Origin of the sequence: Marinobacter algicola DG893 (assembly GCF_000170835.1) — a bacterium.
In the GTDB taxonomy this organism is placed as follows: domain Bacteria; phylum Pseudomonadota; class Gammaproteobacteria; order Pseudomonadales; family Oleiphilaceae; genus Marinobacter; species Marinobacter algicola.
This window is the reverse complement of record NZ_ABCP01000001.1, coordinates 100640-126176: the sequence shown is the minus strand read 5'-3', so window position 1 is coordinate 126176 and position 25537 is coordinate 100640. Positions and strand designations below refer to the sequence as shown.

Genomic DNA, 25537 nt, shown 5'->3' with positions numbered 1-25537 from the left:
AAGTTGACTTTAAAGATACCGTCTGTGTTGACGAACCAAGAACGACAGCCAAAGAAGAGGAGAATGGAACGATGACATTGCAACTTGGAGAAACCGCTCCCGATTTCACCGTGGAATCCACCGAGGGAAACATCCAGTTTCATGAATGGCTCGGCGGCGATTGGGCCGTATTGTTTTCACACCCCGCTGACTACACGCCAGTCTGTACCACAGAGCTCGGCGCCTTCGCTAAACGCAAGGAAGAATTCGCCGGGCGCGGTGTAAAGCTGATCGGGGTGTCTGTTGACCCGCTCGATTCACATAACGACTGGGCGAAGGACATCGAGAAAACCCAGGGCGCAGGGCTCAATTTTCCGCTCCTGGCGGACAAGGATCAGGTTGTTGCAGACCTTTACGGAATGATCCATCCAAAAGCCGACCCCAAGGTGACCGTTCGTACGGTTTTCATTATCGATTCCGCGAAAAAAATACGTCTGATGCTGACGTATCCGCCAAGCACCGGGCGTAATCTGGACGAGATCCTGCGAGTCATTGACTCACTTCAACTGACCGACAACCACAAAGTGGCCACGCCGGTTGACTGGAAAAACGGCGAGGATGTGATCATCGTTCCGTCGCTTTCCGATGAAGAGGCCAAAGAACGTTTCCCTGAGGGATGGGATGAGCAAACACCGTATCTGCGGGTTACCCGTCAACCCGGTCGTAAGTGAAACGGAAACCGCTATAATTGAACCCCGGGTGTATTTGATTAGCGCCCGGGGGCACTTTCAAACATTTAATCAGGATAACCAATGCTGCAATACCCACAAATCGATCCAATAGCGATCTCTTTAGGTCCGCTACAGATCCATTGGTATGGCCTGATGTACCTTGTTGGCTTTTTGTCGGCCTGGTGGCTCGCCCGTCGCCGGGCTCACCGCTTAGGGTTGAGCTCCGAGGCGATCGAAACACTGATTTTCTACTGTGCTGTGGGCGTAATACTGGGTGGCCGCGTGGGATATGCGCTGTTCTACGGCTTTGACAAACTGGCGGACAACCCGTTCTGGTTATTCAAAATCTGGGAAGGCGGCATGAGCTTTCACGGAGGCTTTGCCGGAGTATTGGTCGCCGCCCTGGTTTTTGCTCGCAAACATAATCTGCGTTTTTTCCGACTTACGGACTTTATCGCGCCGCTGGTGCCGATTGGGCTGGGGGCAGGGCGCCTTGGCAATTTTATCAATCACGAGCTTCCGGGGCGGGTCAGCGATGCCCCCTGGGCCATGGTGTTACCGAATATTGGGCCAGAGCCACGCCACCCGTCGTCGCTGTATGAGTTTGCACTGGAAGGTGTTGTGCTGTTCGCTGTGCTGTGGTGGTTTTCAAGCCACCCTCGTCGGATGGGCGCAACTTCCGGCTTGTTCTCGGTGCTCTATGGAATTTTCCGTTTTGTGGTCGAGTTTGTTCGCCTCCCCGACCCGCAACTGGGGTTCATCGCCCTCGGCTGGGTGACCATGGGGCAGTTGTTGACCTTGCCGATGATCATCGGCGGACTCGTCCTAATTGTTTGGTCTAGATATCAGCCGGCAAGCAACACAAAGACAGTGAATCCCTGACAAAGATTGCCGGCACCCAGTTATGTCTGGGATGTCGTCGCTCCTATCAGAAAACGGTTTATGCCGGCGTTCAGGCCCGAATTTAATGGGAAGGAACTTTTCCTCAAGATGTGGCTCAGAGCAGACATGGCCAAGCGCCGATTTGTTGGGAAGGCGGTTACTATGCGAGTTAAAGAAATTGCGAGATGTGCAAACGTCTCCGCTGACACTGTTCGTTTTTATAGTCGCGAACGTTTGCTCCGTCCACGGCAGAACCTGCGAAATGGTTACTACGTGTATGGTTCGGAAGACCTGAGACGACTACGTTTTATTCGCGAAGCCCATAAATTGGGCCTGGGGCTGGAGGAAGTCAAAACCATACTCACCCAAACGACGGAAGATGGTTTATCCAACAACGAACTGAAGAAACTGTTTACAGATCGTCTTTCCCGGCTCGAACAGCACTTAATTGAGCTAGAGCGGCTTCGAGACGATATGAGAGCGAGCGTTGACGTGTGGAAACATCTGCCTGAAGCCGCCCCTGATGGGTATTCTGTCCAGCAGCTAATACGGCAGTGGAGCTGATGCCAGCCGGCATGATTATTCGCTTGACGATTGAGGCGCGCGCGCCGTACTATCTCGAAAATTCCCGTAAACTCAATAATCTGGGTCACTCCGTTTGCCGCGCTCAATAACGCCTAAAGCCATTGTTAACCTGCTGTTGCTGATCATGACGATACAGCCGGTGCTGGCGTTTGGGCAGTTTACGGCAGACAAAACGGAACCTCCCGTCCGTTTCAGCCAATTGGCGACGATGGATTGTTGCAACGCTGGTTTAGCCTCAAATAATGGGCGTTCAGAACAGAATATGGCTTGTGGCGATATGACATCGGTGGATTGTGCTATCGCTGCCAATCAGGGCAACTGCGGTACGATGTTATGTGCACTGGTTTCTGAAAAAGCAGTCGCGCCGGTGCAATCTCTGTCAGACTCCGCCCATCGTCGTCCCCATGAAGGCTATCTCAGCATCATCCTCGATACCCTCACACCTCCCCCCAATTCCTCAAAAGCCTGAACTGAGTCTTTAATTTGCACGTTAACCCTGCTCCCAGGGCACGAGCGAGCGTTCAAAAGCTTTAAACGAGGAAATACCAATGCGCATTGCCCTGATCGTGACAGTGATCGCTGTCGCCTTTGGTCTTGGCTGGCTGTCCAGTCAACAAACCATGTCGATGTCCGAGTCAGCCGGTTCTGGCAACCCTGCTGAGGAATCATCTGATAGCAAGCCCTTGTACTGGGTTGCACCCATGGACGCCAACTACCGCCGTGACAAGCCCGGCCAGTCTCCCATGGGTATGGATCTGGTGCCGGTGTATGCCGAGGAAAACAGCGGAAGGGACGATGGTGGGGTGACGATAAGCGCCGCTGTCCGGGCCAATCTGGGCGTTAAAACCGAGGCGGTGTCCCGGGGTGCCGTTTCTGTGCCGGTTCGAACCGTGGGCTACGTTACCGACGATGAAGACCAACTGATCCACGTTCACAGCCGCATTGCCGGCTGGGTTGAGGTACTGCACGTACGCTCACTGGGGGAAACGGTCAACCGTGGTGAGCCGCTGTACGAGATCTATTCACCGGAGCTGGTAAACGCCCAGCAGGAATTTCTGATGTCTGAGCGCATGAGCCGGGGTTCGCAGTCGGGGGCAGCTGGCGGCAAACTGCGTGCGCTTGGCATGACCGACGCCCAGATCGCCAACCTGAAAAAAACCGGAAAGATCCGCGAACGCATCACCGTGTTTGCCCCCGGCTCTGGCTATGTGGCCGCCTTGCCCGCCCGTGCCGGTATGTACGTGCGCCCGGATACCGAAATCATGGCCATTGGCAGCCGCGATACGGTGTGGGTGATTGCCGAGTTTTTCGAACGTCAGTCCGGGCTGGTCATGGCCGGCCAGGCCGTTGAATTCGCCACGCCATCCATGCCGGGCACCCGTTGGGAAGCCACCATTGATTACGTCTATCCGGAGCTGGATGCGAAGACGCGGACCCTGCGGGCTCGGGTGCGCGTCCCCAATCCCGATGGCCGGTTGCGCCCGAATATGTTCGTGAATCTCACCATGGACGCTCCCATCGGTGAGAACCTGCTCACCATTCCGCGCCCGGCGCTTATCCAGCGAAGCGACAGTCAGCACGTGCTACTGGCCGAAGACGACGGCTATTTTCGTCCGGTGCCCGTCAAGACCGGCCAGGAAGCAGGCGACAGGGTGGTTATTCGCGAGGGGCTGACGGAAGGGCAGCAGGTGGTGGTGTCCGCCCAGTTCCTGATTGATTCAGAAACTAGCCTTGAGGCCGCTATGTTGCGCCTGGAACCGGAGGAGCAAAACAACGCCAGCATGGCCGACAACGGTATGAATTCGATGTCCGGTATGGACACCAACGAGGCCGCGGGCCCGATCCAGAGCCGGGGTGTGATTACCGAGATCAACACTGAAAAACGCAAGGTAACGCTGAATCACGAGCCCATTCCGGCGCTGAACTGGCCGAGCATGACCATGGGGTTTTCAGTTGCGCCCGAAGTAACGCTGGATGGCCTGAGCAAGGATGACACGGTGGTCTTCACCCTGACGCCCGCTGGCAAGGGCCAGCAGGTGACTTCGATCACCAGACCGGACTCAGCTCATGATTAACCGTATTATCCAGTGGTCACTCCATAACCGTTTTTTTGTGCTGCTCGCCACCCTCATCCTGACGGGGTGGGGATTGTATTCCGTCAAGGAAACGCCCATTGACGCCATCCCGGACCTGTCGGATGTGCAGGTGATCGTCAAAACTCCCTATCCGGGCCAGGCACCCCAGGTGGTGGAAGACCAGGTGACCTACCCCCTGACCACCGCCATGCTCTCGGTACCGGGCGCCAAGACGGTTCGGGGTTATTCCTTCTTCGGCGATTCCTTCGTTTACGTGATTTTTGATGACGACACCGACCTGTACTGGGCCCGTTCCCGGGTACTGGAATACCTGAGCCAGGTGGCCGGGCAATTGCCTGATGCCGCCAAACCAGAGCTGGGGCCGGATGCGACCGGCGTCGGCTGGGTATACTCCTACGCCCTGGTGGACCGCACCGGTCAGCATGACCTGTCGGAACTGCGGGCCATTCAGGACTGGTTTCTGAAATTTGAACTGCAAACCGTGCCCGGTGTGTCCGAGGTGGCCAGCGTTGGCGGCATGGTCAAGCAGTACCAGGTGGTGGTGAATCCGGACCGACTGCGAGCCCACAACATCACGCTGCAGCGCATTCATGTCGCTATCAACAGCGCCAACCAGGAAACCGGCGCCTCCGTGGTGGAGATGGCCGAGGCGGAATACATGGTCAGGGTTACCGGCTATCTGCAGAACGAGGATGATCTGCGCCAGGTACCGCTGGGTGTCAATGACAATGGCAAGCCCCTGTTACTGAAGGATGTGGCAGATATCCAGTTAGGGCCCCAGATACGTCGGGGTATCGCCGAACTGAATGGAGAAGGCGAGGTGGCCGGGGGCATCGTGGTGATGCGCTTCGGCGAAAACGCACTGGAAACCATTCAGGGGGTCAAACAACGGCTTGAGGAGATCAAGGCCAGCCTCCCGGATGGGGTAGAAGTCGTGCCCACCTACGATCGTTCGACGCTGATCAACAACGCTGTGGACAATCTGTATGGAAAGCTGCTACAGGAATTCCTGGTGGTCATCCTGATCTGCGCGGTGTTTCTGTTTCACCTTCGCTCCTCGCTGGTGGTCATCGTCAGCCTGCCCGTAGGTATCCTTGCGGCGTTCGTGGTGATGCACGCCCAGGGCATCAACGCCAATATCATGTCCCTCGGGGGTATTGCCATTGCCATCGGTGCCATGGTGGACGGGGCCATCGTGATGGTGGAAAACGTCCATAAACACATGGAGCGAACCCCGCTGACACCGGAAAACCGATGGGCCGTGATGTCGCGGGCCGCGGGTGAGGTGGGGCCGGCGCTGTTTTTCTCACTGATGATCATCACCGTGAGCTTTCTGCCGGTCTTCACACTAGAGGCTCAGGAGGGCAAGCTCTTCGCGCCCCTGGCGTTCACCAAAACCTACGCCATGGCGGCCGCTGCAGGGCTGGCCATTACCCTGGTGCCGGTACTGATGGGCTATTTCATCCGTGGCAAGGTATTGCCAGAGCATCGCAATCCCATCAACCGACTGCTGATCGCCCTGTACCGACCGGCTATCGGCTGGGCTTTGCGGCGGCCGGCATTGATGCTTGCCGGAGGCCTGGTGGTGCTGATCATCGGCTTCTGGCCGGCCAACAAGCTGGGCAGTGAATTTATGCCACCCCTGGACGAGGGGGATCTGATGTATATGCCCACCACCTATCCCGGCATTTCCATTGGCAAGGCCCGGCAGATTCTGCAACAGACCGACAAGCTGATCGCCAATATTCCGGAAGTGGAAACGGTATTCGGCAAAATCGGCCGCGCCGAGACGGCCACCGATCCGGCACCGCTGACCATGATTGAGACCTTTATTCAGTTCAAACCACGGGACCAGTGGCGACCCGGCGTGACGCCGGAATCCCTGCGCCGGGAACTGGACAAAACCGTCAGACTTCCGGGCCTTACCAATGCCTGGGTCATGCCCATTAAAACCCGCATCGACATGCTATCCACCGGCATCAAGACCCCGGTGGGCATCAAGGTGGCCGGTCCTGACCTGACGGTGATCCAGGGTATAGGGGAAAAGCTCGAGGGGGTGTTGACTGACATACCCGGCACAGCCTCTGTGTTTTCCGAGCGGGTGGCCGGTGGACGCTACATCAAGGTGGATATACAGCGCGAGGCTGCCGCCCGTTTCGGGCTGAATATCGCAGACATTCAATCGGTCGTACGCACCGCGATTGGCGGCATGAACGTGGCCAGCACGGTGGAGGGTCTGGAGCGCTATCCCATCAATCTGCGTTACCCGCAAGGGTACCGGGATTCGGTGGAGCAGATGCGCCTGCTGCCGATGGTGACACCCAACGGCCAGCGTATCGCGCTGGCGGATGTGGCGGATATCCGGATCGACAAGGGGCCGCCCATGATCAAGTCGGAAAATGCCCGTATCAATGGCTGGACTCTGGTGGATATCGAGGGCCGGGATCTGGGCAGTTGGGTAAGGGAAGCGCAGTCCGTGGTGCAGAAACAGATCGATCTGCCCGCCGGCTATTCACTGGCCTGGTCCGGCCAATATGAGTACATGCAGCGTGCCAAGGAACGCCTGACGCTGGTGGTCCCACTGACCCTGGCGATCATCATCATTCTGTTGTACCTGAACTTCCGCAACCTGACCGAGGTGGGCATTATCCTCGGCACCCTGCCATTCGGCATGATCGGTGGCATCTGGCTGATGTATCTGCTGGGTTACAACCTCTCCGTGGCCGTGGCCGTCGGTTTTATTGCCCTGGCCGGGGTGGCGGTGGAAATCGGAGTACTGATGCTGGTGTACCTGAACCAGTCCCTGCAAAACGCTTTGGAAACTGTCGATCATCAGCCAGGGAAGTTATCGGCGGATGCCCTGCGCCAGGCCATCAGCCACGGTGCTGCGCAACGGGTGCGCCCGATCATGATGACTTTTGCCGCCATTGTGGCTGGCCTGGTGCCGATCATGCTGGGCAGTGGGACCGGCTCGGAAGTGATGCAACGGATTGCCGGCCCGATGATCGGTGGCATGGTCACCACGTTGATACTGACCCTGCTGCTGATTCCGGTGATTTTCTATCTCTGGCAGCGCGCCCGCTTGAAAAAGCTTGCCCAAAAAGGAGCAATCCAATGATTCGACGCCCTGGAATTCAGGCAACTCTGGCGGCATTCATCGCACTTTCGATGCCGGCTGTGGCAGAAACCCGTGAAACGTTGGAGCAATGGATTGCGGAGGCGCTGGCCAACAACGCCTCCCTGAGTGCGCAGCAAGCCGCAATCGAGGCAGCGGAGGCGGACGTGGAAGGTTCAGGTACCTGGGCTGACCCCGTCGTCAAGTACGGCATCGCACCGGAAACGCTTGAAGGCCCCAATGTGGTCGGGCACCGGTTTGAGGTCAGTCAGAAGCTGCCCTGGCCGGATCAGCTATCGGCGTCCCGTGGCGCCTCGGAGGCGGGCGTGCGTGCTGCAAGGCAGGACACCCTGTGGCAGACAAGAAAACTGACTGCCTCCGTTAAGGAGGCCTACGCCCGCTTGTGGTATTCGGCCCAGGCTATTGAGTTGCATCACGAGACCCGCGCCCTGGTGGAACAATTAGCGGACATAACCCGGCAAAGACTGGAATACGGCGAAGGTACCCAGAGCGAGTTGCTCAGGACAGAAACGGAACTGGATACTCTGGATGCGCAACTGGTTGAGCTTCAGGCTGATCAGACCCGCCTCTCCGCCAGCCTGATTCCTTTGTTGGGGCGTCGTCCGCAACCATCCGAGCTGGAGTTGCCCGTGCCTCCCCGCATGCCGATGGTGGCGGATATTCCCGTGGAAACCGATCACCCACTGGTTCAGGCCGCCGAGGCGCGAACCGCTGAAGCGCGGGCCCGACTGGACGTCGCAGAAGCCAACCGCAGGCCCGTGTTTACCGCGAGTGCGGGCTACAACAGCCTTTGGGCTGACGAAAGCAAGCGCTGGATGGTGGGCGTGGGCGTTCAGATTCCGTTCAGCGGGCAACGACAGAACAGTACCGTTCGCAGGGCGGCGGCTGAAGTCTCTCAGCGACAGTGGCAAACCACTCAAGCCCACCGCGATTTGCTGGCGTCAATTGGTGATGTAAAGGCGTCCGTTCAGGCAGGCTATGGCCGCCTTGAAATCCTCGACCAGCGACACCTTCCCAATCAGCGCGCCCATTGGGAAGCCAGCCTGAACGAGCTGGCCAGCGGCACTGGCAGACTGGAAAACGCCATCAACAGCGCAAGACAGCTCACTGGCGTAAAGCTCCGTCGGGAAGCCGTTATTCGCGACCTGTTCAGTGCCAGAGCGCGATACGAAGCCTTGCGCCCCCTGATGCCGGGTTCTGGGAGGCCTATAGTTCCATGATGTCCGGCATGGGCTGGAATGTTCCGCAACATGGCAGTCCCTCACATTACCCCGATGTCATCCGCGTAGCGCTTGATTTTAGAATCGATATATCTTTAAATACGAATGAAAATGATTAACATTTAAATTATATTGATTGCGGAGTATATGTGCTGACAGTTAACCAGACGCGCCAGAAGGTCGCCCAGGGCCGCTCGGCGTATGGACTACTTAACGCTGTGCCAACACCATGGATGGTAGAGATGATCGGCCATGCCGGCTATGACTTTGTCATACTGGACACCGAGCACATGTCCACGAACCCGGAGTCCCTCGAACACATGATTCGCGCCGCCGAGTGTGCCTCCGTCACACCTCTGGTGCGCGTGCCGGGGGTTGATCGTGCTGCGATTACCCGGGCTCTGGACAGTGGTGCCCAGGGGATTGTTGTTCCCCGTATCCGTAATGCAGAAGAGGCGCGCGACGTTGTTCAGATGGCACGTTACGCGCCGGCAGGGCAACGTGGTATTACCGGCGGCCGGACGACCGGTTTCGGAACCCTCCCGCTGAAAGACTATCTCAGCCAGGCGAACCAGGAAATCCTCATTGTGCTCATGATTGAGGACCAGGAAGGCATGGATAACCGCGAAGCCATTCTGGGTGTTCCCGGTGTTGACTGGGTGCTTCCGGGAGCAGTCGATCTGTCGCAATCACTGGGCTGCCCGGGCGACCCGTTCCATCCTTCTGTCAATCATGCCATTACGGAACTGGCAGCGAGTTGCCGCCGGTGTTCAGTGGAGTTTTGCGCCTTGCCCCGAAGTCCTGACCAATTAACGGAATGGCAGGATTGGGGGGCAAGGGCCTTTCTCCTGGGAGAAGACCGTAGTTTGCTCTTTAAATATCTCAAGTCCCACCTTGCGACCTGCCGTGCCGAGTCGAGCCCGCTGTCTCCCTGAGGCAATCGTTCTTTTTCTTCAAGCCTGACAAGAGTTTTCCTATGCGTGATACCGTTCTTTTTCTTGCTCATGTTCCAACGGAAGCCCTGAACCGGGGATTTCTGCCAGCGGCACAGTCGATGGGGCTGAAAGTGATCCTGCTGACCGACCAGGCGGCGACGCATCACCACTACTTCAGTCAACCGGACCTTCCCGCCTATCCGGAACAGATTCTCCAGTGTGATGTCTTTAATCCCCTGTCTGTTATTGATCTTCTCTCAGAACTCCCGGCGCCGGTGGGCGTATTCTCCAACAGCGACCACCTGCAGACGGTGACCGCCCTGACCGCAGCCTACCTGAATCTACCGGGCAAAGACTGGCAAGCCTGCTACCGGGCAAAAAACAAGGCGGCCATGCGCCAGTACCTGAAAGCGCTCGATGATGGCGCATGCTGGTTCCGGGTGGTGAATGATCAGGCATCCCTGGCGGAAGTGATCAACGACGTTCCATTCCCATGTATCGCCAAGCCCCGTGAGGGCGTCGCCAGCCTCAATGTCAGGCGCCTCGACAACGCGGCGCAACTGCAATCGTTCTGTGATCAGTTCTGGCAAGGGCAAGCCGGGCAACCGTTGTTGCTGGAAGAATTTCTGTCAGGCCCCGTTCACACTCTGGAGACCATTGGAGACGGAAACAGCCTGATGGCGCTCGGAGGATTTGAAGTACGGCTTTCCGAGCCGCCGCACTTTGTCGAACTTGAAGCGGCATGGGTGCCCTACCAGCCGGACAGTCCTCACCTGCAGGAGATGTTCAGGCAGGTACGGCGCTTCGGTGTCGGCCTTGGCTCCTGTCATTCCGAGTTTGTGATAACCGCCAATGGTCCAAGACTTATCGAGATCAATTATCGCACGGTGGGAGACGGTCGCGAATTCCTGCTTGACCGTATGATGGATCATGGACTGTTCCGTGCCATCCTTCAGACCCATCTCGGCAACCCTCTGGAGTTATCCGCTCCCAAGCAGGCCGCTCAGATACGCTATCTCAGCGCTTCAACCAGTGGGCGGGTTCGCCGTTCAGCCCACAGTCGCAGTGAGCCGTGCGGCGATGGTATTGCAGAGTTTGAACCGCTGAGGGAAGTGGGGGATGACGTCCACTTAACCCATTCAAACAAGGACTACCTGGGTGTGTTGCGGTTGTTTTCAAGCGATCCCTCCCGGGTAAAGGATACGTTGGCCGAATGGGCCACCGATCTTGAAGCAGAGTGGGAGATAGGCTGATGACCAGGGACACCGCTCTGTCTTCAACCGACCCCGGGCAGTATCTGACCCGGAGGCTGATCGATGCCCTGATCCGCGAGGACGTGGCTGGCTGCCAAAGTGATTCTCAGGCCGTCGGGACGGCCACAGTGCCCGGCTCCCCCGAAAGGCCAGCCACCTGGTTACGGTGGACGTTGGCGCGAGGTGTTCTGTGGTTGCCGGTCAATCCGGCAACCTTTATGCAGCGTTGGCAGTGGAGTGGTGACGCGCTCATCTGGCAGCCCGCAGATCAAACCGAAGGCGTCTCAGAAGTGGATCACTACGAACAGGTTCTGGCATGCCTCACCGCGAACGAACACGACGACTCTGGAGAGCAGTTGGCGGTCTATGCCGACGAGTGTAGAACGGCGGAGTCTCACGCCGCCTTCTGCCAGAAGGAGCGATTAAGGTGGTTTGACGAAATTCGCCACCAGGGACAAAGCTGGAAGGACCTTTCCCGACTATCCGAGCGCCTGCTTTACTTTGATCGCCTCGCGGCCTTTCTAGATCACCCATTCTATCCCAGCGCCCGCGCCAAGAGCGGTTTTGATGAGGCGGCACTGGCGGCGTACGCGCCTGAATTTGCCCCGCGTTTCCAGTTACGGTGGCTTGCCGTCCCAGGCTCGGAAGTCACTGCGTTGGGCGAGCTCCCGGGTTGTTGGCCGGAGTTCAGCGAGGTAGGGCTGGATAACCAGCTTGCTGACAGCCACCACTTGTTGCCGGTACACCCTCATCTCTGGGACACCGCGCTGAGTGACTATCTGTCGAACACAGAGATCGGTGCCAGGGTCGTCCGCGCACCAGCGCCTGCGCTTTGGGTTCGGCCAACACTGTCAGTACGCACCCTCCAGCTTGAAGCCGCGCCCGATGTTCACGTGAAAGTCCCTTTGACCATTCGCACACTGGGCAACCGGAACATTCGAACGGTCAAACCGAGCACGCTTTACGATGGGCATACGGTTCAGCAAATCCTGCAGGAGATATCCGGTAGCGACCCCGCTCTTCAGGGGGCCTTCAACGTAACCGACGAATCCTCAGGCCTTCACGTTGGCGATTTGCCGTGGCTAGGCTGCATTGTGCGCCGGTTTTGCGGGTTTTCCGACCAGCAGCAAATTGTGCCGGTTGCCTCTTTGTTAGCCGACAGCCCGGACGGCCGTTGCGTCGCCCAGATGATGGCGGACGAGTTCAATCATGGCGACCTGACGAAGTGGGTGCGCCAGTACGTTGCGCTGACGTTGACGGTGCACCTGCGACTTTGGCTGGTCTACGGCATTGCACTGGAATCCAACCAGCAGAACTCCATGGTGTTGCTCACGCCAGGACGGCCACCGCAGTTGCTTTTCAAGGACAACGACGCCCCCAGGGTGTGGCCAGGCAGACTATGCGCCCGGATGCTGTCCGTGGAGCCAATAGTGGCGCAACTTCGGGACCGACGCATTCTGGTCAACGATGAAACACCCCTGGCACAGATGTTTACCACCATCACCCTGCAACTGAACCTGGCCGTTATCCTGGAGGGCCTGGCCGCACGGGGGCTCGGATCACGGACCCAGTGGTACAAGTTGCTCCGTGAGGAACTGATCAGCGTACTCGGTCAGCTGGACGACGATGGTGTTAATACCCAGTCAGCGCGTGAGGTGCTACTGGAGGATCGCCAGCTTTATACCAAGTATCTTCTCAGGGCTGGCAGCCTGGAAAGCAAGTCCCGCACGGGTGCCGCTGACATCAATAAATTCTATGGCAAGCTGGCTCCAAATTTTCTTGGGCAGGTGTCATGAGCCAGTCTGTTCTGCCAGTGGTCCTGCTCAGCCACTTTATCGCGGCCTTGGTGGCGCTGGGGATGCCACCATTTTTTGGGCTGATCCTGACCGACACATTTGCGGTTGAACACACCGTTTGGGTGGGCTGGTTCTATATTATCCCGACGGTTTGCACCGCACTGGCGGCGCCGTTCTGGGGAAGGATAGCGGACCGTTTCGGCCGCCGCTGGTCGCTGCTGCGGGCCCAGATTGGTCTGGCCGTGGCCTTCGTAATCGCCGGATTGGCGCCGGGCGTGGTCACCTTTGCCATGGCACTGATGGTTCAGGGCTTTCTGGGTGGAACCTTTGCCGCATCGAGCGCGTACCTCTCCACCGTTGCTCGCGGTCAAAACCTGACCCAGTCACTGAACTGGATGCAGGGCTCGGCCAGGTCGGCCATGATACTGGCGCCCATCCTTTTCGGTTTTTTCATGACCTGGGTCCCGGCTCAGCGTCTGTACCTCTACATGGCCATCCTGCCTCTTCTGTCGGCACTGCTGGTATGGAAACTCGCTCCCCCGGACCCGGTTTCGGGTGGGCCTGGTGACCAGAAACATTCCCGTGAAAGGGTTTCGGCATCCGCCAGTTGGCTGCGGTTAAGGTTGCTTTACTTCGGTTTCAATTTCGCGCTGGTGGCCAGTTTTCCCTACTTTATTCCCTGGACCCAGGAACGAACGGGCAGTACCGCCGCTATGGCCGGCGTTCTCTACAGCCTCCCTCATGCCATCTACCTGATCATTCTGGTCAGCCCACTGCGACGAAGCGTGTTTTTCGGTAACCCGTGGACCTTGCCAGCGGGCCTGACACTGTTTGCACTGTCCTACGTTATTCAGGCGACGGCCGGAACAACGGCCGCCATTCTCGCCGGACGATTGGTCATGGGGTTGGGCATGACGACCTGTCTTTTTGCCCTCAACGCCGAAACCGCACGTCTCACACGAACGGAAAACGCGGGCCAAAGCTTTGGCGCTCTTGACAGCGCTGGTAAATGGGCCGGTGTCGCGGCCGGGGTGCTCGCGGGTGTCGCCACGGGTATGAGCAACCAGACTGCGCCACTCTGGCTGGGCGCTGTGGCGACCCTTTTCACCATCACTCTCACCGTCACTCTCCGTCAATCTCGGCGGCTACCGGGCCAACGCCCCGGCCGTCGACAACCATGAACGCTTGGAAAAGGAATGAAGCCATGTCAGTGACAGCGTCACACCATTATTTCAGGGATCAGCACTGCGACTATCAGGCGGATCAAGCCAGTATGGAAGCCCTGTTGAATTGCTACTGCCGGGATATTGCCCAGCCGTCTGGGGAGTTGTTGGTTCAGGTCGGCGACGGGAGCCGGTCCTGGCCCCAGGGGCTTCGGGTCCGTCTGGCGCTGGAGCCAGCCAGTGTACTGAAAATCGGATTCCCCGATTGCGAAGAGGTCCTGCTGGTTCTGGTGGCGGGAGACTCACGGACATGCAACTACCGCTACCTGTCTGCGCCATATTACAAGTCTGCGCTTAAGGGATGGCGGGTACTGGGGCTGGAGCAACTGGGCCGGATACTGCTTCATAAAATGGCGCAGCGCTTCAATGAACCATTCAACAGCGAACTCTACCGGCAGATTCTCCTCAGCCGGAATGTCATGCAGAGCATTCTTGCATATACTCGCGTGCCCGCCGATTGGGGGCAGGGGCTGGAGGCGTTCCGTTGGTCTGAGCAGTCCCTGAGTTTCGGACATCGTTATCATCCGGCGCCAAAATCCCGGGAAGGGTTCGACACCGAGGACATCCTGCAGTACTCCCCTGAAATGGGCGCGGGGTTTGCCCTCTATTACTTTGCGGTTCACCCGGACGACCTTCGTACCCGGGGTGACGTGGCCGGGCCGGTAGCCGGGTCAGACGCGGATATTGAGGTGGATGTGCCAGACGGATGGGTCACCGTTCCTGTGCACCCCTGGCAGGCGCGCTACCTCATGCGTCTGCCCATTGTTCGCAGCGCCATCCGATCCGGGCGGATCTTGCCGCTGGGCCAGGCCGGCCAACGATTCTACCCAACCGCATCGGTTCGTACGCTTTACCAGCCGGGCAACCCCTATTTCCTGAAATTCTCAACCCATGTTCGCCTGACCAACTGCATCCGGAAAAACGCCGTCTATGAATTGGAGAGCGCTGTGGCCCTCTCCGCAGCCCTGAAGGCTCACCTTGCGCCCTCACTGGCCCGGTGGCGAGGATTCCGGTTGCTGTACGAACCGGCTTACCAGACCCTTGATTTCACCGACCACTCCGAGCCGGATCGCCGAACCATTGCGGAAGGTTTCGGCGTTATCCTGCGGGACAATCTGGAACCCTACCTCGACACAGGCGTAACACCGATGCTGGCCGCAGCGTTGTTCAGCGATGATCGCTTTGGCCGCTGCCCAGCCACGGAGGCAGCGGGAGCCTGGGCTGCTGCCACAGGAACCACGGATCAGGAAGCCAGGGTGCAATGGTTTGAGCAGTATCTCGCCTTGCTAATTCCCCCTCTCTTTGAGTCGCTGTTCCACCACGGTGTGGTTTTTGAACCACACCTTCAGAACGTGGTGGTTGGCATCCGGGAGGGATACCCTGCTCAGGTCTTTATCCGTGACCTGGAGGGAACAAAGCTGGTGCCTGGTCGCTGGTCAGGAGCGCTGCCTGACTCTCTTGATGAACAAACGCTGGCGTCTGTTCATTACAGCCAGGACAAAGCCTGGAAACGCATTGCGTACTGTCTGTTGGTGAACCATCTGTTTCAGGCCGTGGCCTGCCTATCCCGGGGGGAGAACCACATCGAACTCCGGTTGTGGGACGCGCTTGCCAGGGAAGTACGCGACTGGCTCGCAGGCACCGACGATCCCTGGGCGGCCGATGTTCTGGGCCGGCTATTGGCTGGCGAGCCCATTCCGAACAAAAGTAACCTGATGACTCGATTGTTCAAGCGTCCGGATCGGGAATCTCAGTACACCCGGGTCCCGAACCCGCTGGCGATGACGCCGCCTCGTGCCGTGGACAACGGGGGAGGGCAGCGCGATGCCTGAAGTACCTGTTTCCGTTCAGCGAGCCATCAACGAACTGAAAGTTCAAAACAGCGACCCGCTGTGCGCCTATGTGTATGACCTGCCTGAGCTCCGTAACCGGGCGCAGAACATTGTTGGGTGTTTACCACCCGGCTGTGAGATGTTCTATGCCGCCAAAGCGAATCCCGCTTTACCGGTGCTCAGCGCTTTGGCGTCCTTTGTACATGGCTTTGAAGTGGCATCTGGCGGTGAGCTGGACTGGGTGCGCCGTCATTTTCCAGACACGTCTGTGATTTTTGGTGGTCCCGGCAAACTGGCCTCCGATCTGGAAAAGGCCATCGATCAGAACGTTGAACTGATCCATGTGGAAAGCCTGCTGGAATTGCAGCGTCTGTGCGACATTGCCGGTCGCAGGCAGGCTAACCAGGACATTCTTCTGAGGATCAATCTCGAACTGGCAGATACACCCTCTACACGGCTTACCATGGGCGGTGTGCCTACTCCGTTTGGCATGGAAGAGGCTTGTATACCCGACGCGCTTGCGCTGCTGGCAAGGCAGGGGAGGGTCAGGCTGCGTGGTTTTCATTTCCACCTGATGTCGCATCAACTCGATGAGAAACGCCACCTGACGTTGATAAAGCACTACCTGGAAACCGTTCGTACCTGGGAGGCCCAGTATGGACTGAGTCTTACCGAGATCAATGTCGGGGGCGGAATCGGGATTAATTACACCCAACCTGATCAGCAGTTTGACTGGTCCGGATTCTGTACCGGCCTGGATGAATTACTTCAGGCCTACGTGGACCGCGCCTGGAGGATCCGTTTTGAATGTGGCCGTTTCATAACCGCTCCCTGTGGTTACTATGTTGGCGAGGTTCTGGATGTTAAACGCTGCGGCGAGGAATGGTTTGCCGTCTGCAGGGGCGGCACTCACCACTTCCGGACACCAGCGGCCCAGGCCCACAACCATCCGTTTGACATACTGCCCACCAACAACACGGACGCTGCAACGCCATGCGTTACTGATCATTCCGTCACCCTGGTCGGTCAGTTGTGTACGCCCAAAGATGTGTTTGCCCGCCAGGTTCATATTGCGTCGCTCGGGGTTGGTGATCTGGTCGTATTCCGTTATGCCGGTGCTTACGCCTGGAACATTTCCCATCAAGCGTTTCTGATGCACCCCCACCCAGAAGAGTACTTCATAGAATAACCCGGTAAGCGGATCTTCAAGTCGCAATAATCTATTTTAATTGTAATGCGAATTATTATCAGTAGAATGCTCAATCAAAATTTATACCACGTGCTGGAGAACACAATGTCGAAGTCCGAAGTCTCAAAATCGCTGCGCCGCCACCGACTGTCTGTTGCCATAGCCATGCTCCCCGTGTCGCTCCTGGCTATTGGCTCAGCACCTGTTCTGGCACAGGAGCAGGCTGATGCGCCCGTCCAGCTACCCGGTATCAACGTTACCGCCGACTGGCTGGGGCCACCGACTGAAGAGTCCGAGAGGACGTACACTGGGGCGCGCACGGTAGTGGAGGAGGAACAGCTCCAGGCGACCGGAGCGCTGAATCTGGACGATGCCCTGCGCCCGGTTCCAGGGCTTACGGTGCTTGATGAAACTGGCACCGGCATTCTGCCCAACATCGGCGTACGGGGTCTGAACCCGCTGCGTAGCGAACGGCTTCAGATTCTGCTGGATGGCTACCCAATTGCCATCGGCCCCTACAGCAACGTCGGCGTGTCGCTGTTCCCGGTGACGCTGCCGAGCCTGGAAGTTGTGGACATCGTTCGGGGCGGCGCCTCCGTTCACTACGGCCCCAACAACGTTGGCGGAGTGGTGAATTTCGTCACCAAACCGATTCCGGCGGAAACCTCCCAGACCCTTCGTGAGCGGGTGACCATCGCGGAAGAAACCGGCAACGTCTTTACCGATACCTATTACCGCGTCGGCGGCCGGGCGACCGACAAGCTCGACCTTCAGTTTCAGGCCAACGTCCAGCGTGGTGACGGATTTCGCGACCACTCCGACACCGAAGTGGATAATCTGATCCTGGACGCCCGCTATTACCTGAACGACCAGCATGAACTGGCCACCCAGCTGCAATACTACCGCGTCGAGGCCGAACTTCCCGGAGCCCTGACACCGCAAGCGTATGAGCAGGACCGTAGCCAAAGCCAGCGACCTCACGACGGATACGAAGCGGACATGAGTCGCGCCACCTTCACCTGGACGTACACGCCGGTCGACAACGTGGAATTCCAGTGGCGCAACTTTGTGCATGACGCCGACCGCACCTTCTTCTTCGGCCAGAACCTGAGCGGCACCGGCCACTGGGCGGACCCAGGGCTGGATTCGACCCACGTTGCGGATTCACCGCGTTTGTTTACGGTATTGGGCACGGAGCCCCGGCTTGCTATTCGCCATGGCCGCCACGACATTACTCTGGGTGCACGATTTGTCAGCGAGGATGTGGAGTTCGACGTTAATCGCCTGGAATTTTCCTCCGGTAACCGTTCCGTGGCGCGCGACTGGCACCTGGACACCCGGGCTATGGCATTTTACATCAGTGATACCGTGTCGTTCCTGGATGACCGCCTGACGGTGACGCCGGGCCTGCGTTATGAAGATGTCGACATGGACTTCCGTGACAACCTTACCGGCAACACTGAGGAAAACAATGCTGATGAGCTGTTGCCGGGCCTGACCGTAGGCTATCAGGCGTCTGACGATCTTTTTGTCTTTGCCAACAGTCAGCGTTCCCTGGTGCCGGTCCAGATTGCCCAGACCACCCGTGAGGGTGCCGTTGCCAATGAAACCTCGTGGAACCACGAGCTGGGCGCCCGCCTGCAAGTCACACCCGACCTGCTGTCTTCAGCAACCCTGTTCCGCATCGATTACGAGGATCAGATTCAGTTTAACCGTTCGACCAGTCGTTTCGAAAACCTCGGAGAAACCCGCCACCAGGGTGTCGAGCTGACAAACCGCTGGAATCTCAACAGCCAGTGGGAGCTGGGCCTTGGCTATACCTTCCTCGATACCGAACAGTTGACCGGCGACAACGAGGGCAACGAGTTACCCAATGCTCCCACCCATAAAGTCAGCGCCGATGCGGTGTACAGCTACCAGGCCTGGGATGCCAGCCTGAACTGGGTGTATGTCAGCTCAAGCTATAGCGATGCAGACAACACGGAAGAAGAAACCAGCAATGGCAGCGCCGGTGAGTTGCCGGACTACCATCTGGTCACCACCAGAGTCGGTCGCGATTTCGCCATTGGCGGTGATCGTGTGCTGAACCTTGGCCTGGCCGTCAACAACCTGCTGGATGAGGATTACTATTTCCGGGGCGTGGACGTGAGTCCCGTCGGACGTGTACCCCAGCCCGGCCGAAGCTTTATCCTTGAGGCACAGCTCGACTTCTGATGGCCTGCTTACGGAACCGGATCGTAAAGATCCTGCTCGTTGTTTTGCTATCGCCTGCGTCAGGATGGGCGCAGGATGAGACTATCCGGTTGACGGACGACCGCGGGGAGACCCTGCGGTTGTCCGCACCGGCGGCCCGGCCCGCTGCGATCTCAACCTTTGGGGCGGATGTCGCACTGGCGCTGGATAAACCGCCGGTGGCGGTCACCGACTACGGACTGCAGGGCGTGCCCGACTACCTGGCGTCACAGTTGGATGGGGTGACGGGGCTAGGCCCCCGACATCAGCCCAATCTGGAAGTGCTGTCGTCGGTCCGGCCGGACCTTGTCATTGCCATTCGTCGTTATACCGAGAAAGACGGCGACCAGATCGAAGCCATCGCCCCGATGCTGGCCCTGGATCTCATCACGGTTCAGGACAGCCTGCGGGGTGTTGAGTTAGCGGGGCAGGCACTGGGTGCACCGGCGAAAGCCAGCGCACTCAATGCCCGCTTTCTCGATCGCGTTCAGTTACTCGCGGATCGCAACACATCGAAGCCTACCGAGACGGTGGCCCTGCTGACCAGCGGTAGTGAAACGCCCTTTGTCTATTACGATCATTTTCTGCCGACGGCATTGCTGGAGAGTCTGGGTTTCGACAATGTCGGTGGGCAGACGCCGAATCCCGACAGTGGCGTCCCACTGGGCTACCGGATTAGTCTTGAAGCCCTGCTGGAACTGAACCCGGATACCATTCTGCTGTTGCCCACCAGCCGTCAGCGCGCGTTCACGATGAACCCCATCTGGCCTTATCTCAAGGCCGTGCGGACTGACCAGGTCTACGAAGTGCCGCACTACTGGAAAGAGGGTGCCGGTCCGATTGCCCGGGAACGTATCCTGGACGATATCCAGCGACTGTTGCTGACGTCGGAAGCCGAAAAATGACGGGTGACGATTCAACCACACGTCCCATGGGCCTTTATGGAACAACGGTACTTCTTCTCGTGCTGTTGTTCTTCGTTGGCCTGATGGCGGGCTCACGATGGGTGTCGCCGGCCTTGTTGTTGTCAGCCATCGACGGCAGCAGCGACTTGCTGACGCGCATCACCGTGCTGGAACTGCGGTTGCCGCGCAACCTGCTCGGTATTCTCGGTGGTGCCGCTCTCGGGGTTGCAGGTGCTGTCATGCAGGGCGTTACCCGGAATTCACTGGCATCCCCCGGTCTGACCGGCGTGATCGCCTCCGCAGCCCTGGCGATCGTGTCGCTTCGAACCCTGAGTTCACCGGGCGCCATGTGGCTGCCGTTGATGGCCCTTGGCGGCGGCCTGCTGGGCGGAGCCCTGACGTTCGCCATCGCTGGCCGCCGCCAGCTTCAGCCCGAACGGGTAGTACTGGCCGGCATCGCTGTCACGTCACTGGCTACGGCACTGACCACGGGCCTTCTGTTGGTTTCCGGTGCGGAAGCGGCAGAGCTCTACTATTGGCTGGCGGGTAGCCTGATGGGGCGGGGCTGGCTTCAACTCCAGATGGTGCTGCCCTGGCTGCTGCTTCCGCTCGGTGCCCTGTTTGTGATGCAGAGGCCCTTCCGTTTGCTGCAACTTGATGATGATCTGGCGCTGGCCATGGGGCTGGCCGTCGGTCGCTGGCGCCTGATTTTTCTGATGCTGGCTTTACTGCTGGCTGCTGCACTGGTCGCTTTCACCGGCCCAATCGTTTTTATTGGTTTGGTGGCGCCACATATAGCCAGGCGGCTGGCCGGCAACCAGATCCAGCACTGGCTGCCCCTGAGTGCTCTGTTTGGAGGGATGTTGTTGCTGGCGGCGGATATCCTGGCTCGGCAACTGGCCTTTCCCCAGGAGCTACCCGTCGGTATGCTGACGGCCCTTATTGGGGCCCCCTGGCTGATCTATCTGCTCAATTCGCGAACCTCACCCCGGAGTGCATAAGGTGACCCACCCGGCTACGACAACTCCTCGGGCAGGCCGCCGCGGCATTCGGATTCCAGGCACTGGCTCTGTTGCCCGGCTGCTTCTGGCTGGTGGGCTCAGTCTGGTTGTTGTCGTCGTCGCGGGCGTCCAACTCGGAGCGGTGGACCTGACATGGTCCCAGGTATGGTCCGGGTTGACCGGTGACAGTTCGCAACACGTTCAGCGAGTGGTCTTCGAATTACGGTTGCCCCGTACCCTGACCGGCGCCCTGATTGGTGTTCATTTCGCCCTGTCGGGTTGGTTGTTACAGTTGCTTAGCCGCAACCCGTTGGCAGAAGCCGGCATTCTCGGCATCTCCGCCGGCGCCAGCCTGGTGGCGGTCGTCGCTTTTATTATCGGAGACTGGGTGGTATCCAGTGCCGATCCTTACAACAACACATCGTTTGCCCTTCAGTATTTGCCCCTGTTTGCCATGGCCGGCGGGTTGGTAACGGCGCTCGCGGTTTATTTCCTTGGCATGCGGCATGGCCAGTTGTCACCGGTCAAAATGACACTGACCGGCGCAGTCATTGCCGGTATGTTGCATGCACTGACCACCGGTGCGCTGGCGTTCTGGGGCCACGCCCATACTGAGCTGGTTGCCCAGTGGCTGGCCGGATCACTGTACGGTTCGCAATGGCAACACCTCCGCACGTTGCTGCCATGGACAGCTATTGGTCTTGTCGGTGTCGCGCTGCTAGTACGCCCCCTGGAAGTCATGCAGCTTGACGATCAACACGTTCGCACCCTGGGCCTGGGCCTGAACCGTTGGCGAGCCTTTGCTCTGCTGATTGCCACCCTGCTGGCGGCCAGTGCTGTCGGAGTGGTGGGGCCGGTTGGCTTCATCGGCTTGTTGATCCCTCACATCAGCCGACGGCTGGCGGGTGCCAATCTTCCGGTTCAGTTGGTCTTGTGTGTACTATTGGGAGCGGTGCTGGCGGTACTGGCGGATTTACTCGGCCGGACGCTGTTTACACCGTACGAAGTGCCCGTGGGCGTGGTTTCCGCTGTCCTTGGCGTACCGTTTTTTCTCTATCTGTTATCGCGTCAACCCTGAGGCCCGGATCCTCCATGTTACGAACCGAGCATCTCTCTCTTGCCTACGGCGACAAGCCGGTTGTGAACAACGTCTCGCTGGCCATTCCCGAAGGTGGGATTACCTGCCTGCTGGGCCCCAACGGTTCTGGTAAAAGTACCTTGCTGAAAAGTTTCGCGGGCCTGCTATCGGCCCGGTCCGGCCAGGTTTACCTGGATGATCGACCCGTCGAACAATGGGACCGAAGCAAGCTGGCCTTAAGACTTGCCATGCTTCCCCAGAAACCGATTGTGCCCGATGGTATCCAGGTTCAGAATCTGGTGGCGCTGGGTCGTTTTCCACATCGCAAATGGTGGCAACGCAACCTCACCACCGACAACAACGCAACCTTCGAAGCCATGGCAATGACAGGGGTCTCCGAGTTGGCGGAACGACCGGTGGAAGCGCTGTCCGGAGGGCAACAGCAGCGGGTATGGATCGCCATGGCGCTAGCTCAGGAAACCGACATTCTTCTGTTGGATGAACCCACCACGTTTCTCGACTGGGGTTATCAGTTGGAAGTGCTGGAGTTGTTATCCACGCTGAATCGCGAGCACGGGCTGACCGTGGTTATGTCACTCCACGATCTCAACCAGGCCGCGCAATTTGCGGATCGGATTGCGGTGCTCGCAGGTGGCCAACTCGACACCATCGGTAGCCCCCGGGAGGTGATAACCGAACCCCTGATCAACCGTGTGTTTCGGGTACAGACCAGCGTCACCCTGGGGCGGGACGGCCGTCCATTCTGTTCCGGATTTTCCGAATCCGCCAGGGGCAACCCGCCAGCGAGTGAATCGAGTCCGGTCCACGCCACCGCTCAGAGTGAGACAGGCTAATCCGGTTGCCACTTTTCGACACGGTTGTCGGCGAAATTGACGCTCCACACGGTTCCTTCATTATCAACGGCAACCGCCATTGCGGTATGCCCGGCGTTAGCCGGCTCGCTACCAAATGCGGTGAGATAGTCGCCTTCAGCCGTGAATTTCTGAATGCGGTCGTTGTAAAAATCGGCTGCGTAGACACTCCCTTCTAGCCCTACGGCGACCGACGTCACTGTGGTAAACCAGCCTTTGAACGGCCCGTAGATGTTCATTGCGAACGGGCCGCCCCATTTGCGAACGAACTCTCCGTCTGGGTCGAACTGCTGGATCCGGTCGTTATAGCCGTCGGCGACGTAGAAACCACCATCAGGCGCAATGGCGATATCCGTGGGGTAGTTGAAGTCGCCTGCACCGATGCCAGTGCCTGCCCAGCTTCTGAGCACTTCGCCATCTGGTGCGAGATGGACCACCCGCTGTCCGTAGGTATCGGCAATCAGCAACGTGCCGTCATCGCGCACCGCCAGGCCCCCCGGGCTGGTTAATCCGTCGTCCGTTTTGATCGCTTCGCAGTACTCGCCGGCCAGCGTGAAAACGTGAATCACGTCCTTGAAATAGTCAGGAACGTAAAGTCGGTTGCCGGCGATATCCATGTTCATCGGGCGGCCGAGTATGTCCCCCCCAAAGGCCCGCCGGAACTTGCCTTGCTTGTCAAAGACCTGGATGCGGCTGTTGCGTGCATCCGCGATATATACTTCATCGGCCGTCACTGCAATGCCGGTAGGGTCGTTGAACTGCCCCGGGCCGCTGCCTTTTTCACCCCACGCAAGAGACCGCGAGTAGGGCGGTTCCTGGTTCCAGTTGATGGCGCCGCCCGCGCAGCCGAGCAGGGTGAGTGCTATCGCGAGCCCGAGCGTGCTGTAGGCAAACCGCTTACCCATTTTCTTCATAGTGCCCTCAAAATCGTGCCCTCAAGTCCTAGAAATTGCGGCGAAAGCCAACGCGAACAATGTAATCGTCCTGAATGGCGTCGCCATTGGGGTCCTCGGCCACGGGCAGTTGTATCGTGCCCTCAACGACCCAGCGCCGGGTGATGAACTGAAGACCCGGCGCCAGCAGCCACTGGGTGCCGCCGGAGTTGGCATCGGTACCAGTGCTAATCTCGTTGCGCTCGCGGTGAACAAGACTGGATTCGAGCAGGGCGTAGGTAAAGCCGGGTGTGCCGGAGATGCCTTCAAGGCTGAAAGGCCAGATCCGGTATTGCAGTGAGGCGTCGAGGCGGGTCTCGTCGCCGTGGGCGAAGCCGTCGTGGCGCCCGTTTCCGCGGTAAAGTAACTGCGCGTCCATTTGGTATTGCAGTCTCTGATAGGTGGCCACCACGCCGGCAAAGCCATCCCAGGCCCCGTCGCCGACCTGCAACGGTCGCGGCAGTTCGCCGAAACGATCGCGATCGTCACTGTCTCCAGTGGGCGCAGTGACCCCAAACAGTGGCGCGACCCGAAAGGTTCCGCCGGTGAAATCGTATTGGTAAGCTGTGTAACGACCGAACAACGAGACGTCGCCGATGCCATTAGTATCACGGCTAATCCGGCCCATTGGCGTGGAGACATCCAGTTCCTTGTTGAAGAAGTAGGGGACGACCCCAAACACCGCGAGCTTCGGGGTCACGCCGTAACCCAGTACGCTGCCCAGGGCCTGTACCGAGACTTCGCGGTCCATGGGCCCGTCATCGGAGCGTTCCCGCAGCACCAGTTGCTCGCGCCAGATGGTTTCGCCTTGTGGCACGGGTAGGGCAGTGTTGAACGTGTTGGGGGCGGCTTGTACTACAGATACACCGGTCAGTATCAGAGCGCTAGCCAGCATGGAATTGCGAACGGAATGGTTGTTATTCAGCATTGCCACCTCCGGTTTCGCCGTCAACCTCTGCGTAGGATCGCAGCGTGAAGCCAGCCTCATCAACGGCCCGGCGCGCCTGCTCTTCGGTGAGTGTGTTGCCCTCTTTCAGGGTTACCTGTACCACGCTGTCACCAATGTCCACCCGCACCTCGGTGACACCGTCGATCTTGTTCAGGCGCTTCTCAATGCCATAGGCACAAAACGGACATGCCAGTCCGTTTACGCCCAGTCGATAGTGATTTTCGGCCGCCAGCGCGGAAACGCTGAACACCAGAGCGGCTAACAGCAGGGACATTTTTGTGAACATGACGAACCTCTCTATGGATATATGCATACAGCTTGACACTTGGCGCTGACTCTAGCGCATGAGCTGAATCACGCACTTTTTTGACAACCAGCTTTTTTAGTCACTCACGCTCGCCACCGTATTGAAAAACAGGGCCGGCTTCTGCCAAGTGTAGGGTCCGTACCATGATACGGAGTCAAGGGTCTGTAGAGTGTGAAGCCCGGCGAAACAGGGCTCAACGAAGGCCATATACTCAGGGCCGATGGCCAGAGGCAAGGCAACTGAAAATTCCAAGGGGTTACTCTGTTGTCTTCATGAAGTTTGCTGAATAGCCCACGCCGCTATGGTCAAAAGCCGTTGGTGTCATACGCTTTTACTTTGACACTTTTTTGATGAACCCCCCACGCAGCCCTGACATCGGACGGGCTAACCTTTGCACCCATCGT

General features: G+C 58.4%; 21 protein-coding genes. 18 read left to right on the top strand and 3 right to left on the bottom strand.

From position 1 onward, the window contains the following. The first annotated feature begins 71 nt into the window (after nucleotides 1-71). The 18 genes from MDG893_RS00530 to MDG893_RS00450 all read left to right on the top strand — a co-directional run bounded on the left by MDG893_RS00530 (nucleotide 72) and on the right by MDG893_RS00450 (nucleotide 22927). A complete protein-coding gene (locus MDG893_RS00530; RefSeq protein WP_007151744.1) occupies nucleotides 72-710 on the top strand; it encodes a peroxiredoxin in 639 nt (212 codons plus the stop codon). A gap of 81 nt (nucleotides 711-791) precedes the next feature. Further along, nucleotides 792-1592, top strand: coding sequence for a prolipoprotein diacylglyceryl transferase (gene lgt, locus MDG893_RS00525; RefSeq protein WP_040474139.1), 801 nt, complete (start codon nucleotides 792-794; stop codon nucleotides 1590-1592). A gap of 126 nt (nucleotides 1593-1718) precedes the next feature. Then, on the top strand, nucleotides 1719-2156 hold the full coding sequence (locus MDG893_RS00520; RefSeq protein WP_244264359.1) for a MerR family transcriptional regulator: 438 nt from the start codon (nucleotides 1719-1721) through the stop codon (nucleotides 2154-2156). 94 nt (nucleotides 2157-2250) lie between these two features. Further along, nucleotides 2251-2646 carry a hypothetical protein gene (locus tag MDG893_RS20865; RefSeq protein WP_157132715.1) on the top strand — a complete coding sequence of 132 codons (396 nt, stop codon included), beginning with the start codon at nucleotides 2251-2253 and terminating at the stop codon, nucleotides 2644-2646. Nucleotides 2647-2725: 79 nt separating this feature from the next. Further along, on the top strand, nucleotides 2726-4252 hold the full coding sequence (locus tag MDG893_RS00515; RefSeq protein WP_007151741.1) for an efflux RND transporter periplasmic adaptor subunit: 1527 nt from the start codon (nucleotides 2726-2728) through the stop codon (nucleotides 4250-4252). After that, nucleotides 4245-7391 carry an efflux RND transporter permease subunit gene (locus MDG893_RS00510; protein WP_007151740.1) on the top strand — a complete coding sequence of 1049 codons (3147 nt, stop codon included), beginning with the start codon at nucleotides 4245-4247 and terminating at the stop codon, nucleotides 7389-7391. The genes MDG893_RS00515 and MDG893_RS00510 overlap by 8 nt, the downstream gene beginning before the upstream one ends. Next, nucleotides 7388-8629 carry a TolC family protein gene (locus MDG893_RS00505; protein ID WP_007151739.1) on the top strand — a complete coding sequence of 414 codons (1242 nt, stop codon included), beginning with the start codon at nucleotides 7388-7390 and terminating at the stop codon, nucleotides 8627-8629. The genes MDG893_RS00510 and MDG893_RS00505 overlap by 4 nt, the downstream gene beginning before the upstream one ends. A gap of 149 nt (nucleotides 8630-8778) precedes the next feature. Further along, complete coding sequence (locus MDG893_RS00500; protein ID WP_040474138.1) at nucleotides 8779-9564, top strand: HpcH/HpaI aldolase family protein; 786 nt, start codon at nucleotides 8779-8781, stop codon at nucleotides 9562-9564. Between the two features lie 41 nt (nucleotides 9565-9605). Then, nucleotides 9606-10817 carry an ATP-grasp domain-containing protein gene (locus tag MDG893_RS00495; protein WP_007151737.1) on the top strand — a complete coding sequence of 404 codons (1212 nt, stop codon included), beginning with the start codon at nucleotides 9606-9608 and terminating at the stop codon, nucleotides 10815-10817. Continuing rightward, complete coding sequence (locus MDG893_RS00490; protein WP_007151736.1) at nucleotides 10817-12613, top strand: IucA/IucC family protein; 1797 nt, start codon at nucleotides 10817-10819, stop codon at nucleotides 12611-12613. The genes MDG893_RS00495 and MDG893_RS00490 overlap by 1 nt, the downstream gene beginning before the upstream one ends. Beyond that, nucleotides 12610-13794 carry an MFS transporter gene (locus tag MDG893_RS00485; RefSeq protein WP_007151735.1) on the top strand — a complete coding sequence of 395 codons (1185 nt, stop codon included), beginning with the start codon at nucleotides 12610-12612 and terminating at the stop codon, nucleotides 13792-13794. The genes MDG893_RS00490 and MDG893_RS00485 overlap by 4 nt, the downstream gene beginning before the upstream one ends. 23 nt (nucleotides 13795-13817) lie before the next feature. After that, on the top strand, nucleotides 13818-15668 hold the full coding sequence (locus MDG893_RS00480; protein WP_007151734.1) for an IucA/IucC family protein: 1851 nt from the start codon (nucleotides 13818-13820) through the stop codon (nucleotides 15666-15668). Continuing rightward, on the top strand, nucleotides 15661-16857 hold the full coding sequence (locus MDG893_RS00475) for a type III PLP-dependent enzyme (RefSeq protein ID WP_007151733.1): 1197 nt from the start codon (nucleotides 15661-15663) through the stop codon (nucleotides 16855-16857). Before MDG893_RS00480 ends, MDG893_RS00475 begins: the two co-directional genes overlap by 8 nt. A gap of 105 nt (nucleotides 16858-16962) precedes the next feature. After that, nucleotides 16963-19071 (top strand): TonB-dependent receptor family protein, encoded by a 2109-nt coding sequence (locus MDG893_RS00470; RefSeq protein WP_007151732.1) that lies wholly within the window; start codon nucleotides 16963-16965, stop codon nucleotides 19069-19071. A gap of 89 nt (nucleotides 19072-19160) precedes the next feature. Next, nucleotides 19161-19994: an ABC transporter substrate-binding protein gene (locus MDG893_RS00465; RefSeq protein WP_007151731.1), complete on the top strand. Its 834-nt coding sequence runs from the start codon at nucleotides 19161-19163 to the stop codon at nucleotides 19992-19994. Then, nucleotides 19991-20995: a FecCD family ABC transporter permease gene (locus MDG893_RS00460; protein WP_007151730.1), complete on the top strand. Its 1005-nt coding sequence runs from the start codon at nucleotides 19991-19993 to the stop codon at nucleotides 20993-20995. Before MDG893_RS00465 ends, MDG893_RS00460 begins: the two co-directional genes overlap by 4 nt. Nucleotide 20996: 1 nt before the next feature. Next, the gene (locus MDG893_RS00455) at nucleotides 20997-22073 is read left to right on the top strand and encodes a FecCD family ABC transporter permease (RefSeq protein ID WP_007151729.1); all 1077 of its coding nucleotides are present in this window, start codon (nucleotides 20997-20999) and stop codon (nucleotides 22071-22073) included. Between the two features lie 14 nt (nucleotides 22074-22087). Further along, entirely contained in the window at nucleotides 22088-22927 is an 840-nt protein-coding gene (locus tag MDG893_RS00450) for an ABC transporter ATP-binding protein (RefSeq protein WP_007151728.1), read from the top strand. On the opposite strand, the gene MDG893_RS00445 is transcribed toward MDG893_RS00450, so the two are convergent. The 3 genes from MDG893_RS00445 to MDG893_RS00435 are packed head-to-tail and all read right to left on the bottom strand — an operon-like array spanning nucleotide 22924 to nucleotide 25112. After that, nucleotides 22924-23859, bottom strand: a complete 936-nt coding sequence (locus MDG893_RS00445; protein WP_007151727.1) for an NHL repeat-containing protein — start codon at nucleotides 23857-23859, stop codon at nucleotides 22924-22926. The genes MDG893_RS00450 and MDG893_RS00445 overlap by 4 nt on opposite strands. 28 nt (nucleotides 23860-23887) lie before the next feature. After that, nucleotides 23888-24805, bottom strand: coding sequence for a transporter family protein (locus tag MDG893_RS00440; RefSeq protein ID WP_007151726.1), 918 nt, complete (start codon nucleotides 24803-24805; stop codon nucleotides 23888-23890). Further along, nucleotides 24795-25112 (bottom strand): heavy-metal-associated domain-containing protein, encoded by a 318-nt coding sequence (locus MDG893_RS00435; RefSeq protein ID WP_007151725.1) that lies wholly within the window; start codon nucleotides 25110-25112, stop codon nucleotides 24795-24797. The genes MDG893_RS00440 and MDG893_RS00435 overlap by 11 nt, the downstream gene beginning before the upstream one ends. Between the last annotated feature and the right edge of the window lie 425 nt (nucleotides 25113-25537).

Excerpts from the sequence above, each read along its gene's own strand:
- MDG893_RS00530 (WP_007151744.1), top strand. The coding sequence starts at position 72 with ATGACATTGCAACTTGGAGAAACCGCTCCCGATTTCACCGTGGAATCC.
- lgt (WP_040474139.1), top strand. The coding sequence starts at position 792 with ATGCTGCAATACCCACAAATCGATCCAATAGCGATCTCTTTAGGTCCG.
- MDG893_RS00520 (WP_244264359.1), top strand. The coding sequence starts at position 1,719 with ATGGCCAAGCGCCGATTTGTTGGGAAGGCGGTTACTATGCGAGTTAAA.
- MDG893_RS00515 (WP_007151741.1), top strand. The coding sequence starts at position 2,726 with ATGCGCATTGCCCTGATCGTGACAGTGATCGCTGTCGCCTTTGGTCTT.
- MDG893_RS00510 (WP_007151740.1), top strand. The coding sequence starts at position 4,245 with ATGATTAACCGTATTATCCAGTGGTCACTCCATAACCGTTTTTTTGTG.
- MDG893_RS00505 (WP_007151739.1), top strand. The coding sequence starts at position 7,388 with ATGATTCGACGCCCTGGAATTCAGGCAACTCTGGCGGCATTCATCGCA.
- MDG893_RS00495 (WP_007151737.1), top strand. The coding sequence starts at position 9,606 with ATGCGTGATACCGTTCTTTTTCTTGCTCATGTTCCAACGGAAGCCCTG.
- MDG893_RS00490 (WP_007151736.1), top strand. The coding sequence starts at position 10,817 with ATGACCAGGGACACCGCTCTGTCTTCAACCGACCCCGGGCAGTATCTG.
- MDG893_RS00485 (WP_007151735.1), top strand. The coding sequence starts at position 12,610 with ATGAGCCAGTCTGTTCTGCCAGTGGTCCTGCTCAGCCACTTTATCGCG.
- MDG893_RS00480 (WP_007151734.1), top strand. The coding sequence starts at position 13,818 with ATGTCAGTGACAGCGTCACACCATTATTTCAGGGATCAGCACTGCGAC.
- MDG893_RS00475 (WP_007151733.1), top strand. The coding sequence starts at position 15,661 with ATGCCTGAAGTACCTGTTTCCGTTCAGCGAGCCATCAACGAACTGAAA.
- MDG893_RS00470 (WP_007151732.1), top strand. The coding sequence starts at position 16,963 with ATGTCGAAGTCCGAAGTCTCAAAATCGCTGCGCCGCCACCGACTGTCT.
- MDG893_RS00460 (WP_007151730.1), top strand. The coding sequence starts at position 19,991 with ATGACGGGTGACGATTCAACCACACGTCCCATGGGCCTTTATGGAACA.
- MDG893_RS00450 (WP_007151728.1), top strand. The coding sequence starts at position 22,088 with ATGTTACGAACCGAGCATCTCTCTCTTGCCTACGGCGACAAGCCGGTT.
- MDG893_RS00445 (WP_007151727.1), bottom strand. The coding sequence starts at position 23,859 with ATGAAGAAAATGGGTAAGCGGTTTGCCTACAGCACGCTCGGGCTCGCG.
- MDG893_RS00440 (WP_007151726.1), bottom strand. The coding sequence starts at position 24,805 with ATGCTGAATAACAACCATTCCGTTCGCAATTCCATGCTGGCTAGCGCT.
- MDG893_RS00435 (WP_007151725.1), bottom strand. The coding sequence starts at position 25,112 with ATGTTCACAAAAATGTCCCTGCTGTTAGCCGCTCTGGTGTTCAGCGTT.